Here is a 19,249-nt window from a genome sequence, read left to right on the forward strand (position 1 = left end):
GGAGATTCAACCCATGCTGCACGGCAGGAGCGCCCTGGTCACCGGGGCGGCCGAGGAGCGCCGCGCACGTGGGGGCCGCGAGGCGGGCGCGCAGTCGTCGGGGGCCGGGCCGTGCAGCGCCAGCACGGCTACGTCGCCGCGTATCCGTACCAGTCAGGTGTCCACCGCCCCTGCAGCGCCGCTACCTCGCCGCCCGCTGCACAGCCTCGGCCGCCAGACCCGTGGCCGCGCGGCGTGTCGCCTCCGACAGGAGCGCCGTCCGGATCGGCCCTCCCGCCGCCAGATGACGGTCGTACGGCAGGTGCACCACCGCGACCCCCGTCTCCCGCAGATGCGCGGTCGCCGCCTTCAGGTCGAGTGTCATGTCGGGCGCGCTCGACGTGAGCGCGACGACGGTACTGGCCAGGGCCGCCTTCGGCAGCTGCGCCAGCCAGTCGAGCACCACACGCGTGCCGCCCACGCCCTCCACCGTCATCGGGGCGACGACCACGCGCGCGTGCGCCGTGTCCATCGCCGTACGCGCCACCTCGCCCGGCAGCGTCTCGCAGTCCACGACCGTCATGGCGAAGTGGCGACGCAGCGCGAGCGACACGGTCCGGTACGTGCGTACGTCGAGCGGGGCGCCGACGCGGCCCTGGCTCGCCGGGAGCAGCCAGCCGCCGTCGGTGACCGGCACGAGATAGCCGGTGACGTCGATGAGTTGCATCGACGGTTTGAGGATCTGCGCGAGGTCCGGGCACGACCAGCGCACCGACTCGGCGCCGAGCCGCACCGGCAGCGTGCCGAGTGCGGCGTCCGCCTCCAGCGCGAGCACCGGGTCGTGCCGGTAGTGGTTGAGGGTGCGGGCGAGGAGGGCGGACACGGTGGTCTTGCCGACGCCGCCGCGGATGGACGTCACGGCGATCACCCGGCCGTTGGCCACCGGCTGCTGCAACTCCCGTGCGAGACGCGTCTCTTCGGACCCTCCCTGCGCGGCGGACGAGGCGAGCCTGCGCAGCGAATGCCCGGTACGCCGCGCCATGGTGTCCCCGTGCTGAGCCCGCCCGGCCGCCCCCGCGAGCCGCGGGTCGACGGTGGGCACGGACTCGGGGGTGAAGGCGGGCAGCCGGGGGTTCCGCGCACCGGAATTCAGGGTGACCGGGGTGTGAGGTGTGGGCGGGTACGGCTGGGCGCCCGGCACGGGAGCGGGGTGATAGGGGGCGGGCAGTCCGGTGGGGGCGGTGGGAGCGGGCGGCGCCGCGGGGCCGGAGGGTGGCTCGGCGGCGGGTGTGTAGGGGGCCGGGAGCGCGGAGGGGGGAGGGCCGACGTGCGGTAGGTGGGAGGCCGGGGTGTTCGGGGGCGGGGTGGGCGCCGGGGTGTGGATGGGTGCGTCCGTGGCGGGCGTGGCGTCCGTGGTGTGAGCTGGGGCCGGGAGCGGGGTTGGGGCTATGGGTGTTGGGGCGTGCGGGACCGGGAGGTGAGCGGGTGCCTCGTGTGTGTGCGGCGCCGGTGTGTGGGTGGCTGTCCCCGGAGTGGGCGTGGTGTCTGTGATGGCGGCCGGGATTGTGGGTGTTGGGGCTTGCGGCTCCGGCGTGTGGGTGGATGCTCCCGGGCCGGGCGCGGTGTCCGTGTTGGCGGCCGGGGCTATGGGTGTTGGTGCGGCCTTCTTCTGGATCTCGATGGACACGTTCCGTATGGCCGAGGTGCCCGTGCTGTCGGTCCGGGGCTTTGGTGCCGGGGGCTTCCGGGTCGGCAGGGCGTCGGCGGGTGCGTCGGGCGATGGCTCTGGAGTGGGCTCCGCGTCCGCGATGTCGGCCTTGAGTAGAGACGTGGGCGCGGCCGGCGCCGGGGCGTGCAGGGGTGCGGCTGCGCCGGTCGACTCGTCCGTGGGCTTGGTCGGATCAGGGGCGGTGGACGCCACCGCGTCCGTCGGCGGAGTCGGCCGCTCCGCTCGGCCTGCCGCGAGACGGGCGGCCAGTGACGCCGTCCGGCGCGCGGCCGGGGTGGCGGAGCGGGGTTCTGGCGCATCCGCGGCGTGGTCGTCCGGATCGAGCGGCGGTGAGGGCGACGGGCCGGGGCCCGCGTCCGGTGACGGGGCCGTGTTGGGGCGTCGGCGCGGAAGCGGGTCGCGTCCGGGCGCGGGGGCCACAGATGCCTCAGCTTCCCCGGCCGTCGCCGGACCTCGCTCCGCCGCGTCGGAGTCCGCCGACCGGGCGGCGCCCCGTCCCGGCACCCCGGAACTCGGCCCCTCCGCGCCCTGACCAGGCACCCCGGAACCGGGCCCGTCCGCCGGTGCCATGTCGGTGACCTCCCCGCCCAGTTGTGCCTGGGTCCGCCTCAGCAGGTCCCGCAGTACATCGTTCTGCCAGTCGCTCTGCGTCATTCCCGAGCCCTTACGCGAAGATGCCGGGCAACCGCCCGTACACACCGAACACGCCGATCACCGACGGGAGCGACGTGACCACACCGACCGATGCGAACAGGTCGCCGAGCGGTCACCGTACGCCCGGCGGGACGAGATCGACCCGCCCGCGCTCGCCCACCGCAGTGACTCGGTTCAGTGCCGTACGGCTCAGTGGCCCCGTCGATATCACGCGCTCGAACCTATCATCGGGCCGCAGACGCGCTGGTCGGCGTGGTGGACGGAGCAGCACTGCGCCGCAGTACGCAGTGGAGTACCTCCACCGACGCACCCCGCTCGTTCAGCCAGCGTTCCAGCGCGGCACCGGCCAACTCACGCGACGAACCGCTCCCTTCGAGCCGCGCGGGGCCGAAGACCGTGCCGGTGAGGCCCTCGACCCGGGTCCGGTCGTCGAGGGCCGCCTTGAGGGACGTCTCGCGCACCGAGGCGCCGGTGAGATCGGCGCCTTCGAGGCGGGCGTCGAGGAAAGAGGCGCCGTTGAGCCGGGCCCCGCGGAAGGAGGCACCACGTGCGTCGACGCCGTAGAGCTCCGCGCTGCCGAGATTCGCCTCCGCCGCAGTCGCGCCCCTCAGGTCAGCCTCGTCGAGGACCGCCTTCGTCAGGCAGGCGCGGGAGAGATCGGCGCCCGCGAGCACTGCCCCTTCCATGTGCGCGCGGTACAGATCCGTTCCTACGAGACGGGTACCCCATAACACGGTCCCGCAGAACAGCCCCACGGCGAGGTCCAGTCCGGAGAAGTCGGCGCCAGACAGATCGAGCCCGGACACATCGAGCGGTGAATCCTCCTCGTGCTCCTCTTTCCGCTCCTCTTTCCGCGCCCACGAGGCGAGTACGGCGGCGGCCGCAGGGTCGGCGGGCGGGACGCGGACAATACGGTGCACATCGGCCGTTGCGGACATCCTCACCCGCCTCCTTACGTGCTCACGCTTTCGCGGCCCAGCGCTGCCGGCCGGGCTCTCTCCGAGCTCTCCTGTTCCACCACGCGCACCGGGACGCATTCGGTTTCACTCATGTCGTCACGTATCTGGCGGCGAGGGGAAGGGGACGTCAGTAAATCTTGACCGCCACCCCGCACAACCCGAGCCCCGCCTCGGCGGCTCGCCGCCACACGCGCAGCGGCCCCTCCAGCACGCTCTCCTCGTCCGGTGCGTACCCGAGCCAGTCCTGGTCCTGCGCGGCGGCCCACTCCTCAGGGGTGAACGTCAGAGCCCGCTCGACGCTCGACAGAGTCTCCCGCACCTGCGTGGACGTGAGCAGAAAGTTGCCGCACCAGCCGGGCAGGAGGGCGGCGCGCCGCGGGCCGATGGAGTGGAAGAGGGACGCGACCGCGTAGTCCTTGCTCTGGACCGACATGAACATCACGTCCGTGTCCGCCGTCTCCTCCCAGACGTCCCGAACGAGCCAGAAGTCGTCGTCGGGCGACGAGCCGTCGTACAACTCCTGGACGTGGTCGCCGCAGGCGGTCAACTCGAGGAAGTCGTCCAGGCTTTCGGCCTCCGCGGCGCTGCCCCGGCCGTACGGGCTCCACCAGGTCCGGTAGTCCGGCAGGGGGCGGCGATGCCAGCGGTGCCAGCTGCGCCGGGCGCCGGGGCGGTCGCGCTCCGCCTCGACGAGCGGGAGCATGCGGGGGCCGAGCCCCTCGACGAACGGGTCCTCGTGCGAGCTGATGGCCCAGGCCGTGGTGATCCCCATGCCCGCGAGCGTAGGCGGCCCCACTGACAGCGCGCGCCGGGGTCGGCGCTCGGAGGCCGGCGAGCCGCGGCCGACGAGCTGAGGGCGGGCCCGTGACCGGACCCGCCCTCGCCCACTCTCTCTGAGCTCTGTCTCTGTGGATCAGCGCCGCAGCGTCACCGTGAAGCCGCGGTCCAGGGACTGGCGCGCGGTCTTCACCGTCGTCACCCCCGTGTCCGCGTCGTAGTACCAGCCGGACCCGGCCGCGGCGAGCGCGTCCGCCGAGCCGACGCGGGGCAGCGTATGGCCCTGTGCCGACACCCGCTGCGGGGCACCCTCGCTGTGGACGGTGAACCGGTACGCACGGGCGTCCGGCTTGGTCTTGTAACTGCCCTTGCTCGCACCGACGTTGATGTCGGTCGCGTGCCTGCCCTGGTCGACGGTGACGCGCTGTGTCGCCGACGCGCCCTTGGCGAAGTCGCGGGTCACGCCGTCGTCCTCGTACAGCGTGTAGGAGGAGTGGCCCTGCGGATACACGTCCCAGTCCAGTTCGTGCACGTCACGGGACTTGTACGACGTCGTTCCCTTCGGCCACATCGGCACGACCGCACCGGACTTGACGAAGAGGGGCAGCGTGTCGATGGGGGCGTGGTAGCCGTCGAGTGTGGTCGGGCCCTTGTAGGTCTTGCCCGTCCAGTAGTCCGTCCACGTGCCCTTGGGCAGGTAGATGCCGTCGCGGGTGTCCGAGTCCTTGTAGACCGGGGCGACCAGGAAGTCGTCGCCCGCCAGGTACTCGTACTTGGCGTTCGCGCCCAGCGTTTCGGGGTCGTCCGGGTACTCCAGGTAGAGCGGGCGCACGCCGCCGACGCCGGTCTTCGCCGCATCGGCGGACAGCGTGTACAGGTACGGCAGCAGGCGCTCGCGCAGCTGGAGGTACTTGCGGTTGATGGACGTGTAGGGCTCGCCGTCCACCCACGGCTGCTGGTTGATCTTCTTGCCGGTGGTCATGTCCGTCGCCCAGCCGTCCATCGTCATGATGGCCGGCAGGAACGTCTTGGCCTGGAGGTCACGCGCGTACATCTTCGCGTCGTGGGTGTAAATGCTGCCCACGTCACCGGAGTTGTAGGCGATGCCCGACATCGTGGCGCCCGCGTACGTCGGGATCTGCCAGCGCACGAAGTCCCACGACAGCTTCTGGTCGCCGCTCCACAGGACGCCGCAGCGCTGCGCGCCCGCCCAGGAGACGGGCATCCAGACGAAGCCGCGTGCGTCGCTGTTGTCCTCGATACCGGCCTTCGCCTTGTCGCAGGCGTCCAGGGACATGCCGTAGCCGTTGCCGATCCAGGCGACGTCGAGCTTGGCGACGCGCTGCCCGGCCTTCACCTGGTCGGCGAGCTTGTCGATGCCGTCCTGCGTCCACAGGCCCATCTCGGCGCCGCGGTCCTGGAGGCCCTTCGCGGTCTCGGCGAGGTTCTCGTAGCCGCAGCCGTAGCCGTCGTTGACCAGCATCCAGCCGAGCGGCATCTGGTGGTCGACGTACCCGTCGGCAACCTTCAGGGAGTCGAGGGTGTGGCGCTCGCCCTGGTTGGCGTTGTGGAGATAGCAGTCGGCGTCGCCGGGTTCGAGGCCGTACACCGGCGGCATGAACGGCTTGCCGACCAGCGACGTGTAGCCGCCGATCACCTTCTTCGCGTCGCCGAGGAAGTAGTAGGCGTCGAGGCGGCGCTCCTGCTGGCCCGTGTGGACCGAGGGGCCGAAGTCGTAGACGCCGGGGGCGAAGGTGTTGCGGTAGACGCCGTAGCCCGCCGAAGAGAGGTAGAACGGCTGGGAGTTGTTGTAACCACCCTCGTTCCAGTTGGTGTTGTTCGCGACGTAGACCGTCTTGTCGCGGTGCGAGAACGAGCCGTTCTGCTCGCCGCCACCGAAGAACTGCTCGTCCTTGCCGCGCTCCAGGCTCTGCCGCATGCCGCCGGTGGACCAGCGCAGGGGCTTGTCCTCCTGCCAGATCCGCGTCCTGTTGTCCGCCTTGTAGAGGCCGAAGCGCAGCGGCTTCTTGTAGACGCGCAGGACGGCGCCGGCGGAGCGGATGCCGTAGTAAGCGCCCGCGTCGAACGACGAAGTGTGCTTGTCCGGCGCGGGCTGCTTGCGCACGATCTGCGAGCCGGCCGGGTCACTGAACGAGCCGGACGGGTCGGCCTGGAGACGTAGTTGACCGCCCGTCAGGAAGTCGGCCTTGGCCTTGAGCGTGCCGGCGCCGATGGTGTAGCTGCCGCCCTTGCCCGTGAAGGAGGTCAGGTCGCCCGCGTCGGTCGTCTCGGGCAGATAGGCCTTGCCGACGAAGGAGTTGTCGTGCACGTCGTAGGGGACGACCACGACGTGGTACGTGCCGTCGGCCTTCGGGATCACCGTCGCCTCGGGGTCGGCCGTGCCCGCGCTGGCGGCGACCTGCTTGCCCGCGTCGTCGAAGACGTACATGTCGAAGTCGTCGGTGGGCTGCTTCGCCCACTCGATCGAGACGGGGACGCCGCCCTCGGGGTTGTCGTCCCAGTACCCGTCAGGGACCGACACCTTGAGGTCGAAGCGGTCGCACACCTTGTTGTCGGGGTCGTCCGCGGCGGCCGGGCACTTGCCGGGATCGCCGACCGTCCCGGCGGCGTACACGGGGCTCTGCCACGTCACGCTCTTGTGGGCGTCGTCGAGGACGCCGCTGCCGGGCGTCGCCGCGCTCGCCTGTTGCGCGGGGGAGGCCAGGAGTGCGGCGGCGAGCGCCGTCACGAGCCCGGCTGAGGCGCCCGCGGCCCACCGCGCGCGGTGGGCCTGTGTCAGGTCCAGTCTTCGGTGCATTCTTCGCACAGATCCCATCTCCGCTCGAACCAACAGCCGTTTGTTTACTCATGCTTGAAATATTGACGCAGCGAGCAGCTTTGAGCAGTCGCAGGCATCAACATCCCGCTTCGAGCGCGAGCATGTCAACGGATGGGGAACGGAGAAGTCCGAGTGGGCCCGCCAGCCCGGCATGATCCAAACGAGAGGCCCTACGCCATCTGGCGCCGCACCAGCTCGTGCAGCCGCCCGTTCGTGTCCGCGAGGAGCTGGGCCGGCGGTCCCTGCTGGACGATGCGGCCGTCCGCCATGACGATCACCCGGTCCGCGTCCATCACCGTGGACAGGCGGTGCGCGATGACGACACGCGTGGCGTTCAGGGCGCGGGTGCTGTCGATGACAGTGCGCTGGGTCTCGTTGTCCAGCGCGCTCGTGGCCTCGTCGAAGAACAGGATGCGCGGCCGGCGGATCAGCGCCTGCGCGATCATCAGGCGCTGGCGCTGGCCGCCCGAGATGGCGCCGCCGCCGGCGATCATCGTGTGCAGACCCATCGGCATCCGCTTGATGTCCTCGGCGAGCCCCGCCATCGCCGCCGCCTCCCACGCCTCCTCCTGCGTGAACACCTCGGCGCCGCAGATGCAGTCCAGGATCGACCCGGTCAGCGGCTGAGCGTTCTGCAGGACGACGCCGCACTGCCGGCGCACGGCGGCCTGGTCGAGCGCGCCGAGGTCCTGACCGTCGTACAGGACACCGCCGGAGACCGGCTTGTCGAAGCCGATGAGGAGGCGCAGGAGCGTGGACTTGCCGCAGCCGCTCGGACCGACGACCGCGACGAACTCACCCGGCCTGATGGACAGGTTCACGTCGTCGAGGACGAGCGGCCCGTCGTCCGTGTAGCGGAACGACACGCCGCGCGCCTCGATCTCGCCGGTCAGTTCGCCCGGCTGGGTGCTCGCGGCCCGCACTTCGGGCGCCTCGTCGAGGACGGGCTTGATCTGCTCGAACATCGGCAGGACGGCGGCGGCGGAGATCAGGGCGCCCGTGAGCTGCGTGACCGAAGACAGCAGCATCGTCACCGCGGTGCTGAACGTGAGGAAGTCGCCCGCGGAGAGGGTGCCCCGCGCGGGGCCCGCGAGCAGCATGAACATCACGAGCGAACACAGCGGCAGATAGACGGCGTTGAGGACCGTCGTCAGGTTCTTGATGCGGCCCGCGCGCCGCTGGAGCTCGCGGCTACGCGCGAACTCCCCGGCCCACGAGGCGTACGCGAAGCTCTCCGCCCCCGCGACCCGCAGCTTCGGCAGGCCGCGCAGTGTCTGGAACGCCTGGTTGTTGAGCTTGTTGCCGAGTACGACGAGGCGGCGCTGCCAGCGCAGTTCCCACAGTCCGAGGGTGAGGAACACGCCCGCGATCACCGCGAGCATGGCGAGTGCGGTCAGTGCCAGGGGGACGCTGTAGAGGAGGAGCAGGACGAGGTTCATCGCGCCGACCGTGCCGGACTGCACCACCACCGGGCCCACGCCGGACATGAGGCGGCGGATCGAGCTGATGCCCATGGCGGCGCTCGCCAGCTCACCCGTGGAACGCGACGCGAAGAACCGCGTCGGGAGCCTCAACAGGCGGTCCCACACGGCGGGTTGGAGCGCGCTCTCGATCCGGCCCTCCATGCGCAGGATCGTCAGATTCTGCAGCAGCATGAACGCGGCCGACACGATGCTCGTCACCATGACCGCGAGGGAGACCTGCACGATCAGGTCCGTCTGGGCGTTGGGCACGTACACGCCGAGCACCCGCCCGGTGGCGACCGGCACCAGGGCCCCGATCGCCACCGTCACGAGCCCGGCGAGCAGCAGATTGCGCACGTCGGCCCGCGTGCCGCGCGCGCTGAACCGCAGCAGTCGCAGGGGGCTCAGCGCCCGGTCGGGCAGCGGCCGGTACAGCATGACCGCCCGCTGCTCGAACTCCTCCGCGTTGTCCTCGTCGATCCGGGTCCGCCGCTCGCTCGACGGATGCACGGCCTCGTACCCGCCGCGGCGCCACAGCAGCGCGACCGGGGTGCCGGACGCCCGGTGCCCCACCAGGGGGCCCGCGTTCTCGCGCCACCAGCGCCCGTCGAGGCGGACCGCGCGGGTGCGGATCCGTGAGGCGACGGCGACCTGCTCGACCGGGTCGACGCGGTCGCTGACGGCGCCGCTGCGCTCGGGCGCCGCGAGCGTGATCCCGGCCGCGCCCGCGACCAGCTTGCACGCCGCGTACGTCGCGTCGTCGCCGTTCCCGGAGGAGGAGCCGCGCCGCGAACTCCCCTTGCCCTGGCGGCCGATGGATGCCAGCAGCGTCCGGTCGGCCTCCTCGCGGACGGTCTCGCCCGCCTTGATGCCCGCCGCCGTCCGGGTCTCGTGCGCGTTCTCCAGGCGTTCGATCCACCGGTCGAGCGCCGACAGGAGTCGGAACTGCTGGTTGACCATGCGCTGCCACATCGACCCGTCGACGAGCAGCTCGCCCACGGTGTCCGCGCTGTACGAGGCCCCGTACTGCACGCTGCCCGGCAGGATCGGCAGCCACAGGATGTCGTCGTCGCCCACGGAGTCGTCGCCGGCCGTCCGGCCGTCGAGGGGTGCCTCGAACAGGACGCGCTGGCTGCGGCCCACACCCAGGGCGAAGGCATGCTCGAGAAGGCTGAGGGCGGCGTCCTGGGTGTCGTACTGGCTGAGGTACTGCTGGTCGTACGACCACGAGGCGTCGCCGTAGTCGGGGCGCTGGAGTTCGCGCAGTCCGATGCGGCGCAACAGGCAGCCCTGCAACGGGCGGCCCACCAGGGTGTGCTGGGGTCCCTCGACCGGGCCGAGCAGCAGGGTCCCCGCTTCGAGCCGGCCCAGGAAGTGCCAGTGGCCCTGGGCGGCGGCGTCGACCGCGAACAGGTCGAGCGCGCCCTGGATGACCAGCCACAGGACCTGCGGTCCTTCGAGGTTCAGGCTGCGCATGCCGGCGCAGTCCACCGGCATGCCCAGGGAGCCGAACGCGGCGGTCACCTGGTCGCCGGCCGCGTACTCCTGATCTGCGTACGTCACGTCAGTGCTCCTTGACCAGCTCGGCGTACGGCCCGCCGGCGGCGACGAGCGCCTCGTGCCGGCCCCGCTCGACGATCTGGCCGTGGTCGAGGACGACGATCTCGTCGCTGTCGCGCACCGTGCTGAGCCGGTGCGCGATCACGACGCAGGCGCAGCCGCGGCGCCGCAGATTGTCGATGATGAGCTGCTCCGTCTCGGCGTCGAGCGCGCTGGTCACCTCGTCGAGGACGAGGATGCTCGGCCGGCGCACCAGGGCCCGCGCGATCTCCAGGCGCTGGCGCTGACCGCCGGAGAAGTTCCGCCCGTCCTGCTCGACCCGGCCCTGGATGCCGCCGGGCCTGCGTGCGACGACGTCGTACAGCGCCGCGTCCTTCAGAGCGTCGACGACGGCCTCGTCCGGGATCGACGGATCCCACAGGGCGACGTTGTCGCGGACCGTTCCCTCGAAGAGGAACACGTCCTGGTCGACGAAGGACACCGACGCCGACAGGGCACCCCGCGGAATGTCCTCCAGGCGCTGCCCGTCGATGCGGATCGTGCCCTCCCACGGGCTGTAGAGACCCGAGATCAGCCGCGACACCGTGGACTTGCCGCTGCCCGAGCCGCCGACCAGCGCCACCTGCTGACCGGGTCCGACGGCCAGCGAGAAGCCGGTGAGGAGCGGCTTGTCCAGCGGGCTGTAGCCGAACGTGATGTCGTCGAGCGTGACGTGCCCCTTCAGCCGGCGCGTGCTCGCCGCCGCGTCGGGCCGTGAGTACAGGGCGTCCGCCGGGAAGCTCTCCACGTCCTTGAGGCGCGCCACGTCGGCGGCGAAGTCCTGGATGCGTCCCGCGACACCGTTGAGGCGCGTGATGGGCGCGGTGAAGCGGGTGACGAGTGCCTGGAACGCCACGAGCAGACCCACCGACAGGTGCCCCTCGACCGCGCGCAGGCCGCCGATCCACAGGATCAGGGCGCTGTTGAGCGTCGCCAGGGTCGGCGCCACGATGCCGAGCCACGCGCTCGGCACCCCGAGCCGCTGCTGCTCCTCCAGCGTGGTCGCGTGCTGCCCAGCCCAGCGCCGGAAGTACCCGTTCTCACCGCCCGTCGCCTTCATCGTCTCGATGAGCTGAAGGCCGGTGTACGAGGTGTTGGTGAGCCGTGCCGTGTCCGCGCGCAGCTTCTGCGTACGGGTGGCCCGCAGCCGGATCACGATCCGCATCGCGACGACGTTCCCGAGCGCGATGCCCACTCCCACCAGCGTGAGTTGCGGGTCGTACGTCCACAGCAGCGCCGCGTACAGGAGCACCACGACACCGTCGACGCCCGCCGCGGTCAGGTCACGCGCGAGTGTCTCGGAGACCGCGTCGTTCGACTGGAGGCGCTGCACCAGGTCGGCCGGGCTGCGCTGCGCGAAGAACGTCACCGGCAGCCGCAGCAGATGGCCGAAGAACCGCGCGCTGCTCAGCGTCGACGCGATGACGCGCCCGCGCAGCAGATTCGCCTGCTGGAGCCAGGTGAGCACGGCAGTGAGCGCCACCATGGCGCCCATCGACGCGAACAGCGCGCCGAGCAGCGAGGTCTGGTCACCGATCAGGAACATGTCGATGTACGTGCGGCTGAGCGCGGGCAGCGCCGCGCCGACCGCGACGAGCAGGAGGCTGGCGAGCAGCGCCGCGAGCATCGTGCCCGTCGTGCCGCGAAGCCGCGCGGGAAGGGCCCGCAGCACGCCGGGCCTGCGCCCGCCGGGACGGAAGTCGTCGCCGGGTTCGAGGACGAGGACGACGCCCGTGAAACTGGTGTCGAAGTCCTCGGAGGGCACGAACCTGCGGCCCTTGTCCGGGTCGTTGATGTGCACGCCGCGCCGCCCGAAGCGCCGGCCCATGCCGTCGTAGACGACGTAGTGGTTGAACTCCCAGAAGAGGATGGCGGGCGCCTCGACCTCCGCGAGCGCGGCCGGCTCCATCTGCATGCCGCGCGCGGTCATCCCGTAACTACGGGCCGCCTTCAGGAGGTTGCTGGCCCGCGAGCCGTCGCGCGAGACGCCGCACGCGATGCGCAGCTCCTCCAGCGGGACGTGTCGGCCGTGGTGCGCCAGGACCATCGCGAGGGACGCGGCGCCGCACTCGACGGCCTCCATCTGCAGGACGGTGGGCGTGCGGACGGTGCGGTGGCGGCGGCGCGGCGGCTTCGGCGCGGGGCGCGCGCGGCGGCGGCCGTGTCCGGCCGGGGGCAGCTGCTGCTGGACTGCGGGGGAGGGGCTCACGGGAGCAGCCAATCGATCGGGCGCTGCTCGGCGAGGTGCACGGCGCCGGAGGCGGGGGTCATCGAGTCGAGCGCGTACGGGGGTCCGCCCTTGGACGACCACGCGTAGCCCGACTTGGTGGAGGGTGACGCGACGAGCTTCACGAGGACCGCGACCGTCGGGCCGCCCTTCGTGAACTGCGTGGCCAGTTCCTTGTCGCCGAGGAACGCCTCGACCCGCTGCCGGGTCTGCCCGCCGCGCCCGACCGCCTGCACCCGGCCGCGCAGCATGCCGTACTGCTGGGACGGCGCCGACTGGACGGTGAGGTCCACGTCCGCTCCGACAGGCACGGTGCCCGCGCGGTCCGCGGGGACGTACAGCATCGCGAGGAGAGGGTCCTTCGCGCCCGTCTTCTCGACGGTCGCGACGTCGGAACCGGTGGTGACGACCGCGCCGATCCGGGCGACGAGCGTGGTGACGCGGCCCGCGTCGACGGTGCGCACATAGCGGTCGCCCTGCGGTGTACTGACCTTGAGGAGCGGGGAGTTCGCGGCGAGGCGCTGCCCCTCCTTGGCGAGCACGCCCGTGACCTGACCGGTGACGGGGCTCTGGAGGACGTAACTGCCCTGCGCGTGGGTGAGGACGCCGGGAACCCGCAGCGTCGAGGAGAGCGACCCGGTCACCGCCCAGACGGACGCGGCCGCCATCACGACGAGGGTCACGGCCAGCGCGAGTACGCCCTGGGGCCTGGCGAGCCGCACGGGAAGGTCGAGTTCCTCGGGCGACTGCAGCTTGGACAGGGCCTGTTGGCGGAACTGCACGACGTACTTCCCTTACCTGTCTTCCGGTCCGGCGGGGTGCCGGGAGTGCCCAAGGGCCCCGGAACCGGGGGGAGGTTCCGGGGCCCTTGCAGAGCCGTGGCTCAGAGACCAGCGGTCAGGCCGGTGGCCAGGCCGGTGACGGCGGCGGTGTTGACGCCGGTCAGGCCCTCGACGGTGCCGGTCAGGCCGCCGACGACGCCGGAGACGGGGACGATCGAGTCGGCCGTGCCGGTCAGGTTGGCGGCGAGACCGCCGACGAGGCCGCCCGACACGTTGTCGAGGTCGGCGTCGGAGATCTCGAGGGTCTCAACCTGGGGGGTGGAGTTCATGATGTGAGCTGCCCTTCTCATTGGTAATCCAGAATGCGTGAATCACTTGCGCAACTCCCGCAGTGCGGAGGATCAAAGCACGCCGACACCTCGCACATCCAATCGGAAGGTCCCCGGTCAGAGGCTGTGCGGGCACGGAATTACCGCCGCGTGCAGGAGTGTTCACGACATGGGGGCCGACCCTTCACAGAATCCACAGGTTGGAATTTCAGAGTCGGCTCCGCGAATTTCTGCAAAATGGACACTCCCGCTTTTTTGGCCGGGGCCGTATTTGAGGGTTGTGTGCATTCACAGCACACCGTGACCGGACTGCGCATTCGGTGTGCAGGTTTACTGGAGGGGTGCGCGGGGCGGCCGGGGGGTTGTCTCCCGGGCCTCGCCGTGAACAATGGGGCGATGCTGGAGTTGTCGCAGGACACAGGAGTGACGCTGCCCGGCGGTGCGGGGACGGTGCGGTTCGGGATGACACCCGACGAGGTGCTCTCCCGGCTTGGCGGGGGCGCGATCACGCGCAGGCGGCAGTGCATGACACTGACGCACGAGCAGTACCCGGAGCTGCGGCACGCGCACGACGCCTGGCTCAGCGGGCTCCTCCACGAACCGGACTGGGCCTTCGAGGCCGAGTTCGACGGCGTCACGCTCGTCTTTCGGGGTGGCGGCCCCGGCGCGGCGGACCGGCTGTCCCGGCTCGACATCACCACCACGGTCCCCGCGCCGGCGACTCCGGTCGCCTGGGACGACATAGACCTCTTCGGCTACCCGGCGGCCGAGGTCGCCGAAGCGCTGCCCGAGGCCACGAGGCTGCCTGACGGCCCGGCGGCGGGAGCGGGCCGGACTGCCACCGACCTGGTCGTCGAGACCGCAGGACTGCGCCTGTCGCTGCTGACCCCCGCGTCCGCCGGCCAGCGCGCCGTGCTGCTCGGCCCCGACGCCCGGTCCTGGCAGGCGTGTTGCGAGGGCGCGTGGGAGTGCGCGAAGGAAGGGGACGCGCTCACCGGGATCATGCGGTGACCTGACCGCCGGCCCGCGCGACTCCCCCTACCGCGCCGCGCTACAGCGGCAGCGCGCACACGGCGATCGGCGCGGCGAACGCGGGGCCGTCCGCCGCGGTGAGCCCGCCGCCGCAGTGGTCGACGTGGAAGACGGTCACCGACCCCGACTTCTGATTCGCGGCGAACAGCAGTTGTTCGTCCGGCGAGAACGCGATGTGGCGGGGGAAGTCGCCGCCGACGGGGACCGTGTCGAGCAGGCGCAGCCGGGCGCCGTCCGCCTCGATCGCGTACCGCGTCAGGCTGTTGTGCCCGCGGTTGGCGAGGTAGGCGAACCCGCCCTCGGCCGTGACCAGGATCTGCGCCGGGTAGCTGGTGCCGGACCCGGTGCCGGTGGGCTGGGGTTCGCCGGGCGTGAGGCGTCCCGTCCCCGGGTCGTACGCGCAGACGACGACCGTGTTGTCGACCTCGTTGGCGAGGTAGGCGAAGCGGCCGCCCGGGTGGAACGTGAGGTGGCGGGGGCCCGCCCCCGGGCGCAGCGACGCGTACGACACCTGCGCGAGCGTTCCGGCCGTCGTGTCGAGGCGGTACGTGTAGACGGTGTCGTTGCCCAGGTCGACGGCGAGCACGTGCCGCCCGTCCGGGGACGTGATGATCTGGTGGGCGTGCGGGCCCTCCTGACCGGGGCCGGGCGCGGGATCCGAGTGGGTGACGAGAGCGGTGCGTTCACCGAGCGTGCCGGATGCGGCGATCGGGTGCACGGCGACGCTGCCCGACAGGTAGTTGGCGCTCAGGAGCCACCGGCCGCTCGGGTGCACCGACAGATGGCAGGGGCCCGCGCCGCCGGTGCTCTGCCGGCCGAGCACGCGCCGGTCCGCGAGCCGGACCGCCGTCACACCGCCGTCCTGCCCCTCGTCGACCGCGAACAGGGTGTGGCCGCCGGGGTGCAGCGCCAGATACGAGGGGTCGGCCACCCCGTCGATCGTGCCGGTCCCGGTGATGCCGCCCGTGCTCTCGTCGTACGTGGCGAGCCCGATGCCGCTGCCACCGCCGTCCTGCGAGGTGTACGTGCCGAGGTACAGGGGCCGTCCCCCGCGCGGCGGCCGTGCCTGCGCGGGACCCGCCGCGGCTGTGACGACACCGCCGGCCGCGACGGCCGCGATCCCGCCGAGGAAGCGGCGGCGGCCGGTGCTGCTGCTCATTCCTGGTACCTCCGGTGTCAGAGTGACGTGGCTCCTACCCTGGTGCGCGCCCCCTCAGCCGGCAAGAGGCGCAACCGTGGCTGCATCCTGTGCAACGCACCTCAGCGGTCGAGCTCCTTGTGCGCGCTCTCCGGCAGTCGCAGATACACCGTGGACGACACCAGACAGAGCACGGCGACGTACCAGGGGAAGAGCCCGGCGTGCCCGGTCTCCTTGAACAGCGTGCCGACATAGGGAGCCGTCCCGCCGAAGACGGCGACGGTGAGCGAGTACGGGAAGCCGATGCCCGCCGCGCGCACCCGTGCGGGGAACACCTCGGCGTTGACCGCGGCCGAGATCGACGTGAAGCCGGTGAGCAGCACCATCCCCGCGCACTGCACCAGGAGCAGCGAGCCGAACGAGCCGCCGAGCGAGCGCAGCAGCGGAACGCTGAGCAGCGCGAAGCCCAGGCCGAAGAAGAGGAGCAGCGGCTTGCGCCCGAACCGGTCCGAGAGCATGCCGCCGACCGGCTGGAGCAGGGCGAAGAACGCCAGCGCGATGGTCCCCGCGACGAGGGCGTCGGCCTTGTCGATACCCGCGTTCAGTTCCGCGTACGTGGGCAGGTAGGACGTCCACGTGTAGTAGGCGAGCGTGCCGCCCGCCGTGATACCGCAGATCAGGAGCGATTCGCGCGGGTGATGGCGCAGCGCGTCGAAGAGACCCGGCCGCTCGGCCGCGCGCTGCTCGGCACTGCGCGTCTCGTACGCGCCGCGCCGGATCCAGAAGCCGACCAGGCTGAGGAGCGCGCCGAGCACGAACGGCACGCGCCAGCCCCAGCCGTCCATCTGCCCGTCGCCGAGTGTGCTCACCAGCACCGCCGCGACACCGGACGCCGCGAGCTGTCCGGCGGACGTCGACACGTACTGGAAGGACGAGAACAGGCCGCGCCGTCCCGGGCCCGCCGACTCCACGAGGAAGGTGGTCGAGGCCGCGAACTCGCCCCCGACGGACAGCCCTTGGAGCAGCCGCGCGAGGACGAGGACCACGGGCGCGAGGACGCCGACGGACGCGTACGTCGGGGTGAGCCCGACCAGTAGGCTGCTGCCGCCCATCAGCAGGATGGTCACGGTCAGCGCGGCCCGGCGGCCGCGCCGGTCGGCGACCGCTCCCATGAGGAGCCCGCCGACCGGCCGCATGAAGAACCCCACGGCGAACACCGCGAACGTGGAGAGCAGTGGTACGAGGGAGTTGCCCGAGCCCTTGGGGAACACCTGGCCCGCGATGTACGTGGCCAGGAAGGTGTACGCGTACCAGTCGTACCACTCCACGGCGTTGCCGACCGAGGCGGCGAGGAGCTGGCGCAGCGGGCGGCGCGGGGGAGCGGAATCCGACGGGTCCGGGGAGCCGGACAGGGCCGACGGGGAGGGGGACGTGCGATCTGTCATGATCGCGACCATCCCCCGAACCCCGCCGTCCCACACCTCAGGCCTTACGGCCCGAGGTCACGGTCAGCCCATGCGGTACGAGATCACCGTCGTCGTCACCAGACACGGCGAGGGCGGCACCATCTCCACGCGCAGCGTGCCGCGCGCGGTGTCGTAGTCGATGCCCTCGGCCTCGAACGTGCCCGAGCAGATGCTGCGTTGGGGGATCGTGAACGCGGCTGTGACGTGCCCGGTGACCGGCGAGCCGTCCAGCGGGCGGTCGAGGGTGACCGTGAGGACCTCCTTCGTCGCGCCGTCGGACGAGCACGCCAGATGTGTGGCGTCGGTGAAGTCGCAGCCCTGGATGTTGTCGACGCGCTTGTCGAGCGTGATCTGCCCGGCCTGCGGGAGATTCGCGCCGGGCGCGGGCGCGGACGGGTTGAGCACGGGGGCCGGGAAGACCTGCAGCCGCTTCATGGTGCCCCACTCGCCGGCCACCAGCCACTGCCCGTCGGGCGATACGGACGCGAACGAGTTGTTGAGCAACTCGCCCTGATCCAAGGTGTGTTCATACGTGGTGCGCTGCCCGTCCGGAGCCGTCACCGCGAACATCTTCTTCGTCGTGGCGTCGCCTCCCTGGTACGCGTCGAACGTGTACCCCTGCGCCACATCCGGGTCGCCTATGTGTGACCAGCCCGCCGTGCGCAGATCGAGCGGTACGGAGGCGAGGCCCCGGTACACCAGCGAGCCGTCGGCGTGGCTCGCCAGGCCCTGGCTGCCGGTGAGTGAACCCACCTGCGCGGTGCCGGTCTCGGTCCAGGTGGGTGCGGCCGTGGCTGTGCCCGCGCCGAGCGTCAGGGCACCCAGGGTCATGGCCAGGATGAGGAGTTGGCGTCTCGTCCGTCGTTGCGTGGGGGGTTTCATGGCGGCCTCCGCCGGTCGAAGATCGGGTCGCGGACCAGGCTGCCCTACGATCGGCGCATGAGGCTGACGATTCTCGGCGGTGGCGGATTTCGGGTGCCCTTGGTGTACGGAGCGCTGCTCGGCGACCACGCGCCGGGCCGCGTCACCGAGGTCACGCTGCACGACACCGACCCGGCCCGGCTGCGGGCCGTCACCGGCGTACTGGCAGAACAAGCCACCGGCGCCCTGGACGCGCCCGCCGTGCACGCCACCACCGACCTCGACGAGGCGCTGCGCGGCGCCGACTTCGTGTTCTCCGCGATCCGCGTGGGCGGCCTCGCGGGCCGCGCCGCGGACGAGCGGGTCGCCCTCGCCGAAGGGGTACTCGGCCAGGAGACGGTCGGCGCCGGCGGCATCGCGTACGGCCTGCGGACCGTGCCCGTCGCCGTGGACATCGCGCGCCGTGTGAAGCAACTCGCGCCCGACGCCTGGGTCATCAACTTCACCAACCCGGCCGGCCTGGTCACCGAGGCCATGTCACGGCACCTCGGCGACCGCGTCATCGGCATCTGCGACTCGCCCGTCGGACTCGGCCGCCGCGTGGCGCGCGTCCTCGGCGCCGACCCGGGCGAGGCCTGGATCGACTACGTCGGCCTCAACCACCTCGGCTGGCTGCGCGGACTCAGGGTGAACGGCCGCGACGAGCTCCCGCGCCTGCTCGCCGACGAGAAGCTGCTCGGCTCCTTCGAGGAGGGCCGCCTCTTCGGCACGGACTGGCTCCGCTCCCTCGGCGCGATCCCGAACGAGTACCTGCACTACTACTACTTCAACCGCGAGACTGTCCGCGCCTACCAGGAGGCCGAACGCACCCGCGGCGCGTTCCTGCTCGACCAGCAGGCCGCCTTCTACGCCGACCCGTCGTATGCCAGTTGGGACCGCACCCGCGCCGAGCGCGAGGCCACGTACATGGCGCACAACCGCGAGGCGTCCGGCGCGGGCGAGCGTGACGCCGCCGACCTGGAGGAGTCGGGCGGCTACGAGAAGGTGGCGCTCGCCCTGATGCGCGCCATCGCCCGCGACGAGCGCGCGACGCTGATCCTCAACGTGCGCGGGCGCGGCGCCCTGCCGTCCCTCGACGACGACGCCGTGGTCGAGATCCCCTGCCTCGTCGACGCCAACGGCGCACACCCCGTCAGCGTGGCGCCGCTGCCCGGCCACGCCACGGGCCTCGTCTCCTCGGTCAAGGCCGTCGAGCGCGAGGTGCTGGCCGCGGCCGAGAGCGGCGCACGCGCCACCGCCGTCAAGGCGTTCGCCCTGCACCCCCTCGTCGACTCCGTGACCGTGGCCCGTCGCCTCCTGGAGGGATACACGGCGGCCCACCCCGGCCTCGCCTATCTGACCCGCTAGCAGAGGAG

13 protein-coding genes are annotated in these 19,249 nt (G+C 71.7%); 2 read left to right on the forward strand and 11 right to left on the reverse strand.

The features are described from left to right. Positions 1-181: 181 nt before the first annotated feature. The 8 genes from AC07EJ_RS29385 to AC07EJ_RS29420 all read right to left on the reverse strand — a co-directional run bounded on the left by AC07EJ_RS29385 (position 182) and on the right by AC07EJ_RS29420 (position 13,337). Entirely contained in the window at positions 182-2,362 is a 2,181-nt protein-coding gene (locus AC07EJ_RS29385) for a CpaE/TadZ family protein (protein ID WP_478885380.1), read from the reverse strand. 224 nt (positions 2,363-2,586) lie between these two features. Then, positions 2,587-3,300, reverse strand: a complete 714-nt coding sequence (locus AC07EJ_RS29390) for a pentapeptide repeat-containing protein (RefSeq protein WP_478885381.1) — start codon at positions 3,298-3,300, stop codon at positions 2,587-2,589. A 148-nt stretch (positions 3,301-3,448) separates the two neighbouring features. Continuing rightward, the gene (locus AC07EJ_RS29395; protein ID WP_478885382.1) at positions 3,449-4,093 is read right to left on the reverse strand and encodes a hypothetical protein; all 645 of its coding nucleotides are present in this window, start codon (positions 4,091-4,093) and stop codon (positions 3,449-3,451) included. A 141-nt stretch (positions 4,094-4,234) separates the two neighbouring features. After that, positions 4,235-6,916: a glycoside hydrolase family 31 protein gene (locus AC07EJ_RS29400; protein ID WP_478885383.1), complete on the reverse strand. Its 2,682-nt coding sequence runs from the start codon at positions 6,914-6,916 to the stop codon at positions 4,235-4,237. Between the two features lie 191 nt (positions 6,917-7,107). Then, entirely contained in the window at positions 7,108-9,897 is a 2,790-nt protein-coding gene (locus AC07EJ_RS29405; RefSeq protein WP_389484433.1) for an NHLP bacteriocin export ABC transporter permease/ATPase subunit, read from the reverse strand. Positions 9,898-9,964: 67 nt separating this feature from the next. Beyond that, the gene (locus tag AC07EJ_RS29410) at positions 9,965-12,220 is read right to left on the reverse strand and encodes an NHLP family bacteriocin export ABC transporter peptidase/permease/ATPase subunit (RefSeq protein WP_389484300.1); all 2,256 of its coding nucleotides are present in this window, start codon (positions 12,218-12,220) and stop codon (positions 9,965-9,967) included. Continuing rightward, a complete protein-coding gene (locus AC07EJ_RS29415) occupies positions 12,205-13,008 on the reverse strand; it encodes an HlyD family efflux transporter periplasmic adaptor subunit (RefSeq protein ID WP_389484298.1) in 804 nt (267 codons plus the stop codon). Before AC07EJ_RS29415 ends, AC07EJ_RS29410 begins: the two co-directional genes overlap by 16 nt. 101 nt (positions 13,009-13,109) lie before the next feature. Further along, positions 13,110-13,337 (reverse strand): type A2 lantipeptide, encoded by a 228-nt coding sequence (locus tag AC07EJ_RS29420; RefSeq protein ID WP_116507716.1) that lies wholly within the window; start codon positions 13,335-13,337, stop codon positions 13,110-13,112. A 396-nt stretch (positions 13,338-13,733) separates the two neighbouring features. Here AC07EJ_RS29420 and AC07EJ_RS29425 point away from each other — a divergent pair, with 396 nt between their 5' ends. Beyond that, the gene (locus tag AC07EJ_RS29425; protein ID WP_389484295.1) at positions 13,734-14,348 is read left to right on the forward strand and encodes a hypothetical protein; all 615 of its coding nucleotides are present in this window, start codon (positions 13,734-13,736) and stop codon (positions 14,346-14,348) included. 40 nt (positions 14,349-14,388) lie between these two features. On the opposite strand, the gene AC07EJ_RS29430 is transcribed toward AC07EJ_RS29425, so the two are convergent. From AC07EJ_RS29430 to AC07EJ_RS29440, 3 genes are all read right to left on the reverse strand, one after another. After that, complete coding sequence (locus AC07EJ_RS29430) at positions 14,389-15,528, reverse strand: lactonase family protein (RefSeq protein ID WP_389484293.1); 1,140 nt, start codon at positions 15,526-15,528, stop codon at positions 14,389-14,391. Positions 15,529-15,629: 101 nt separating this feature from the next. Beyond that, entirely contained in the window at positions 15,630-16,964 is a 1,335-nt protein-coding gene (locus tag AC07EJ_RS29435; protein ID WP_389484291.1) for an MFS transporter, read from the reverse strand. 51 nt (positions 16,965-17,015) lie between these two features. Continuing rightward, a complete protein-coding gene (locus AC07EJ_RS29440) occupies positions 17,016-17,855 on the reverse strand; it encodes a hypothetical protein (RefSeq protein WP_478885384.1) in 840 nt (279 codons plus the stop codon). Between the two features lie 57 nt (positions 17,856-17,912). Here AC07EJ_RS29440 and AC07EJ_RS29445 point away from each other — a divergent pair, with 57 nt between their 5' ends. Next, the gene (locus tag AC07EJ_RS29445) at positions 17,913-19,241 is read left to right on the forward strand and encodes a 6-phospho-beta-glucosidase (protein WP_478885385.1); all 1,329 of its coding nucleotides are present in this window, start codon (positions 17,913-17,915) and stop codon (positions 19,239-19,241) included. Positions 19,242-19,249 lie beyond the last annotated feature (8 nt).

The organism is Streptomyces sp. NPDC045026 (assembly GCF_056432625.1).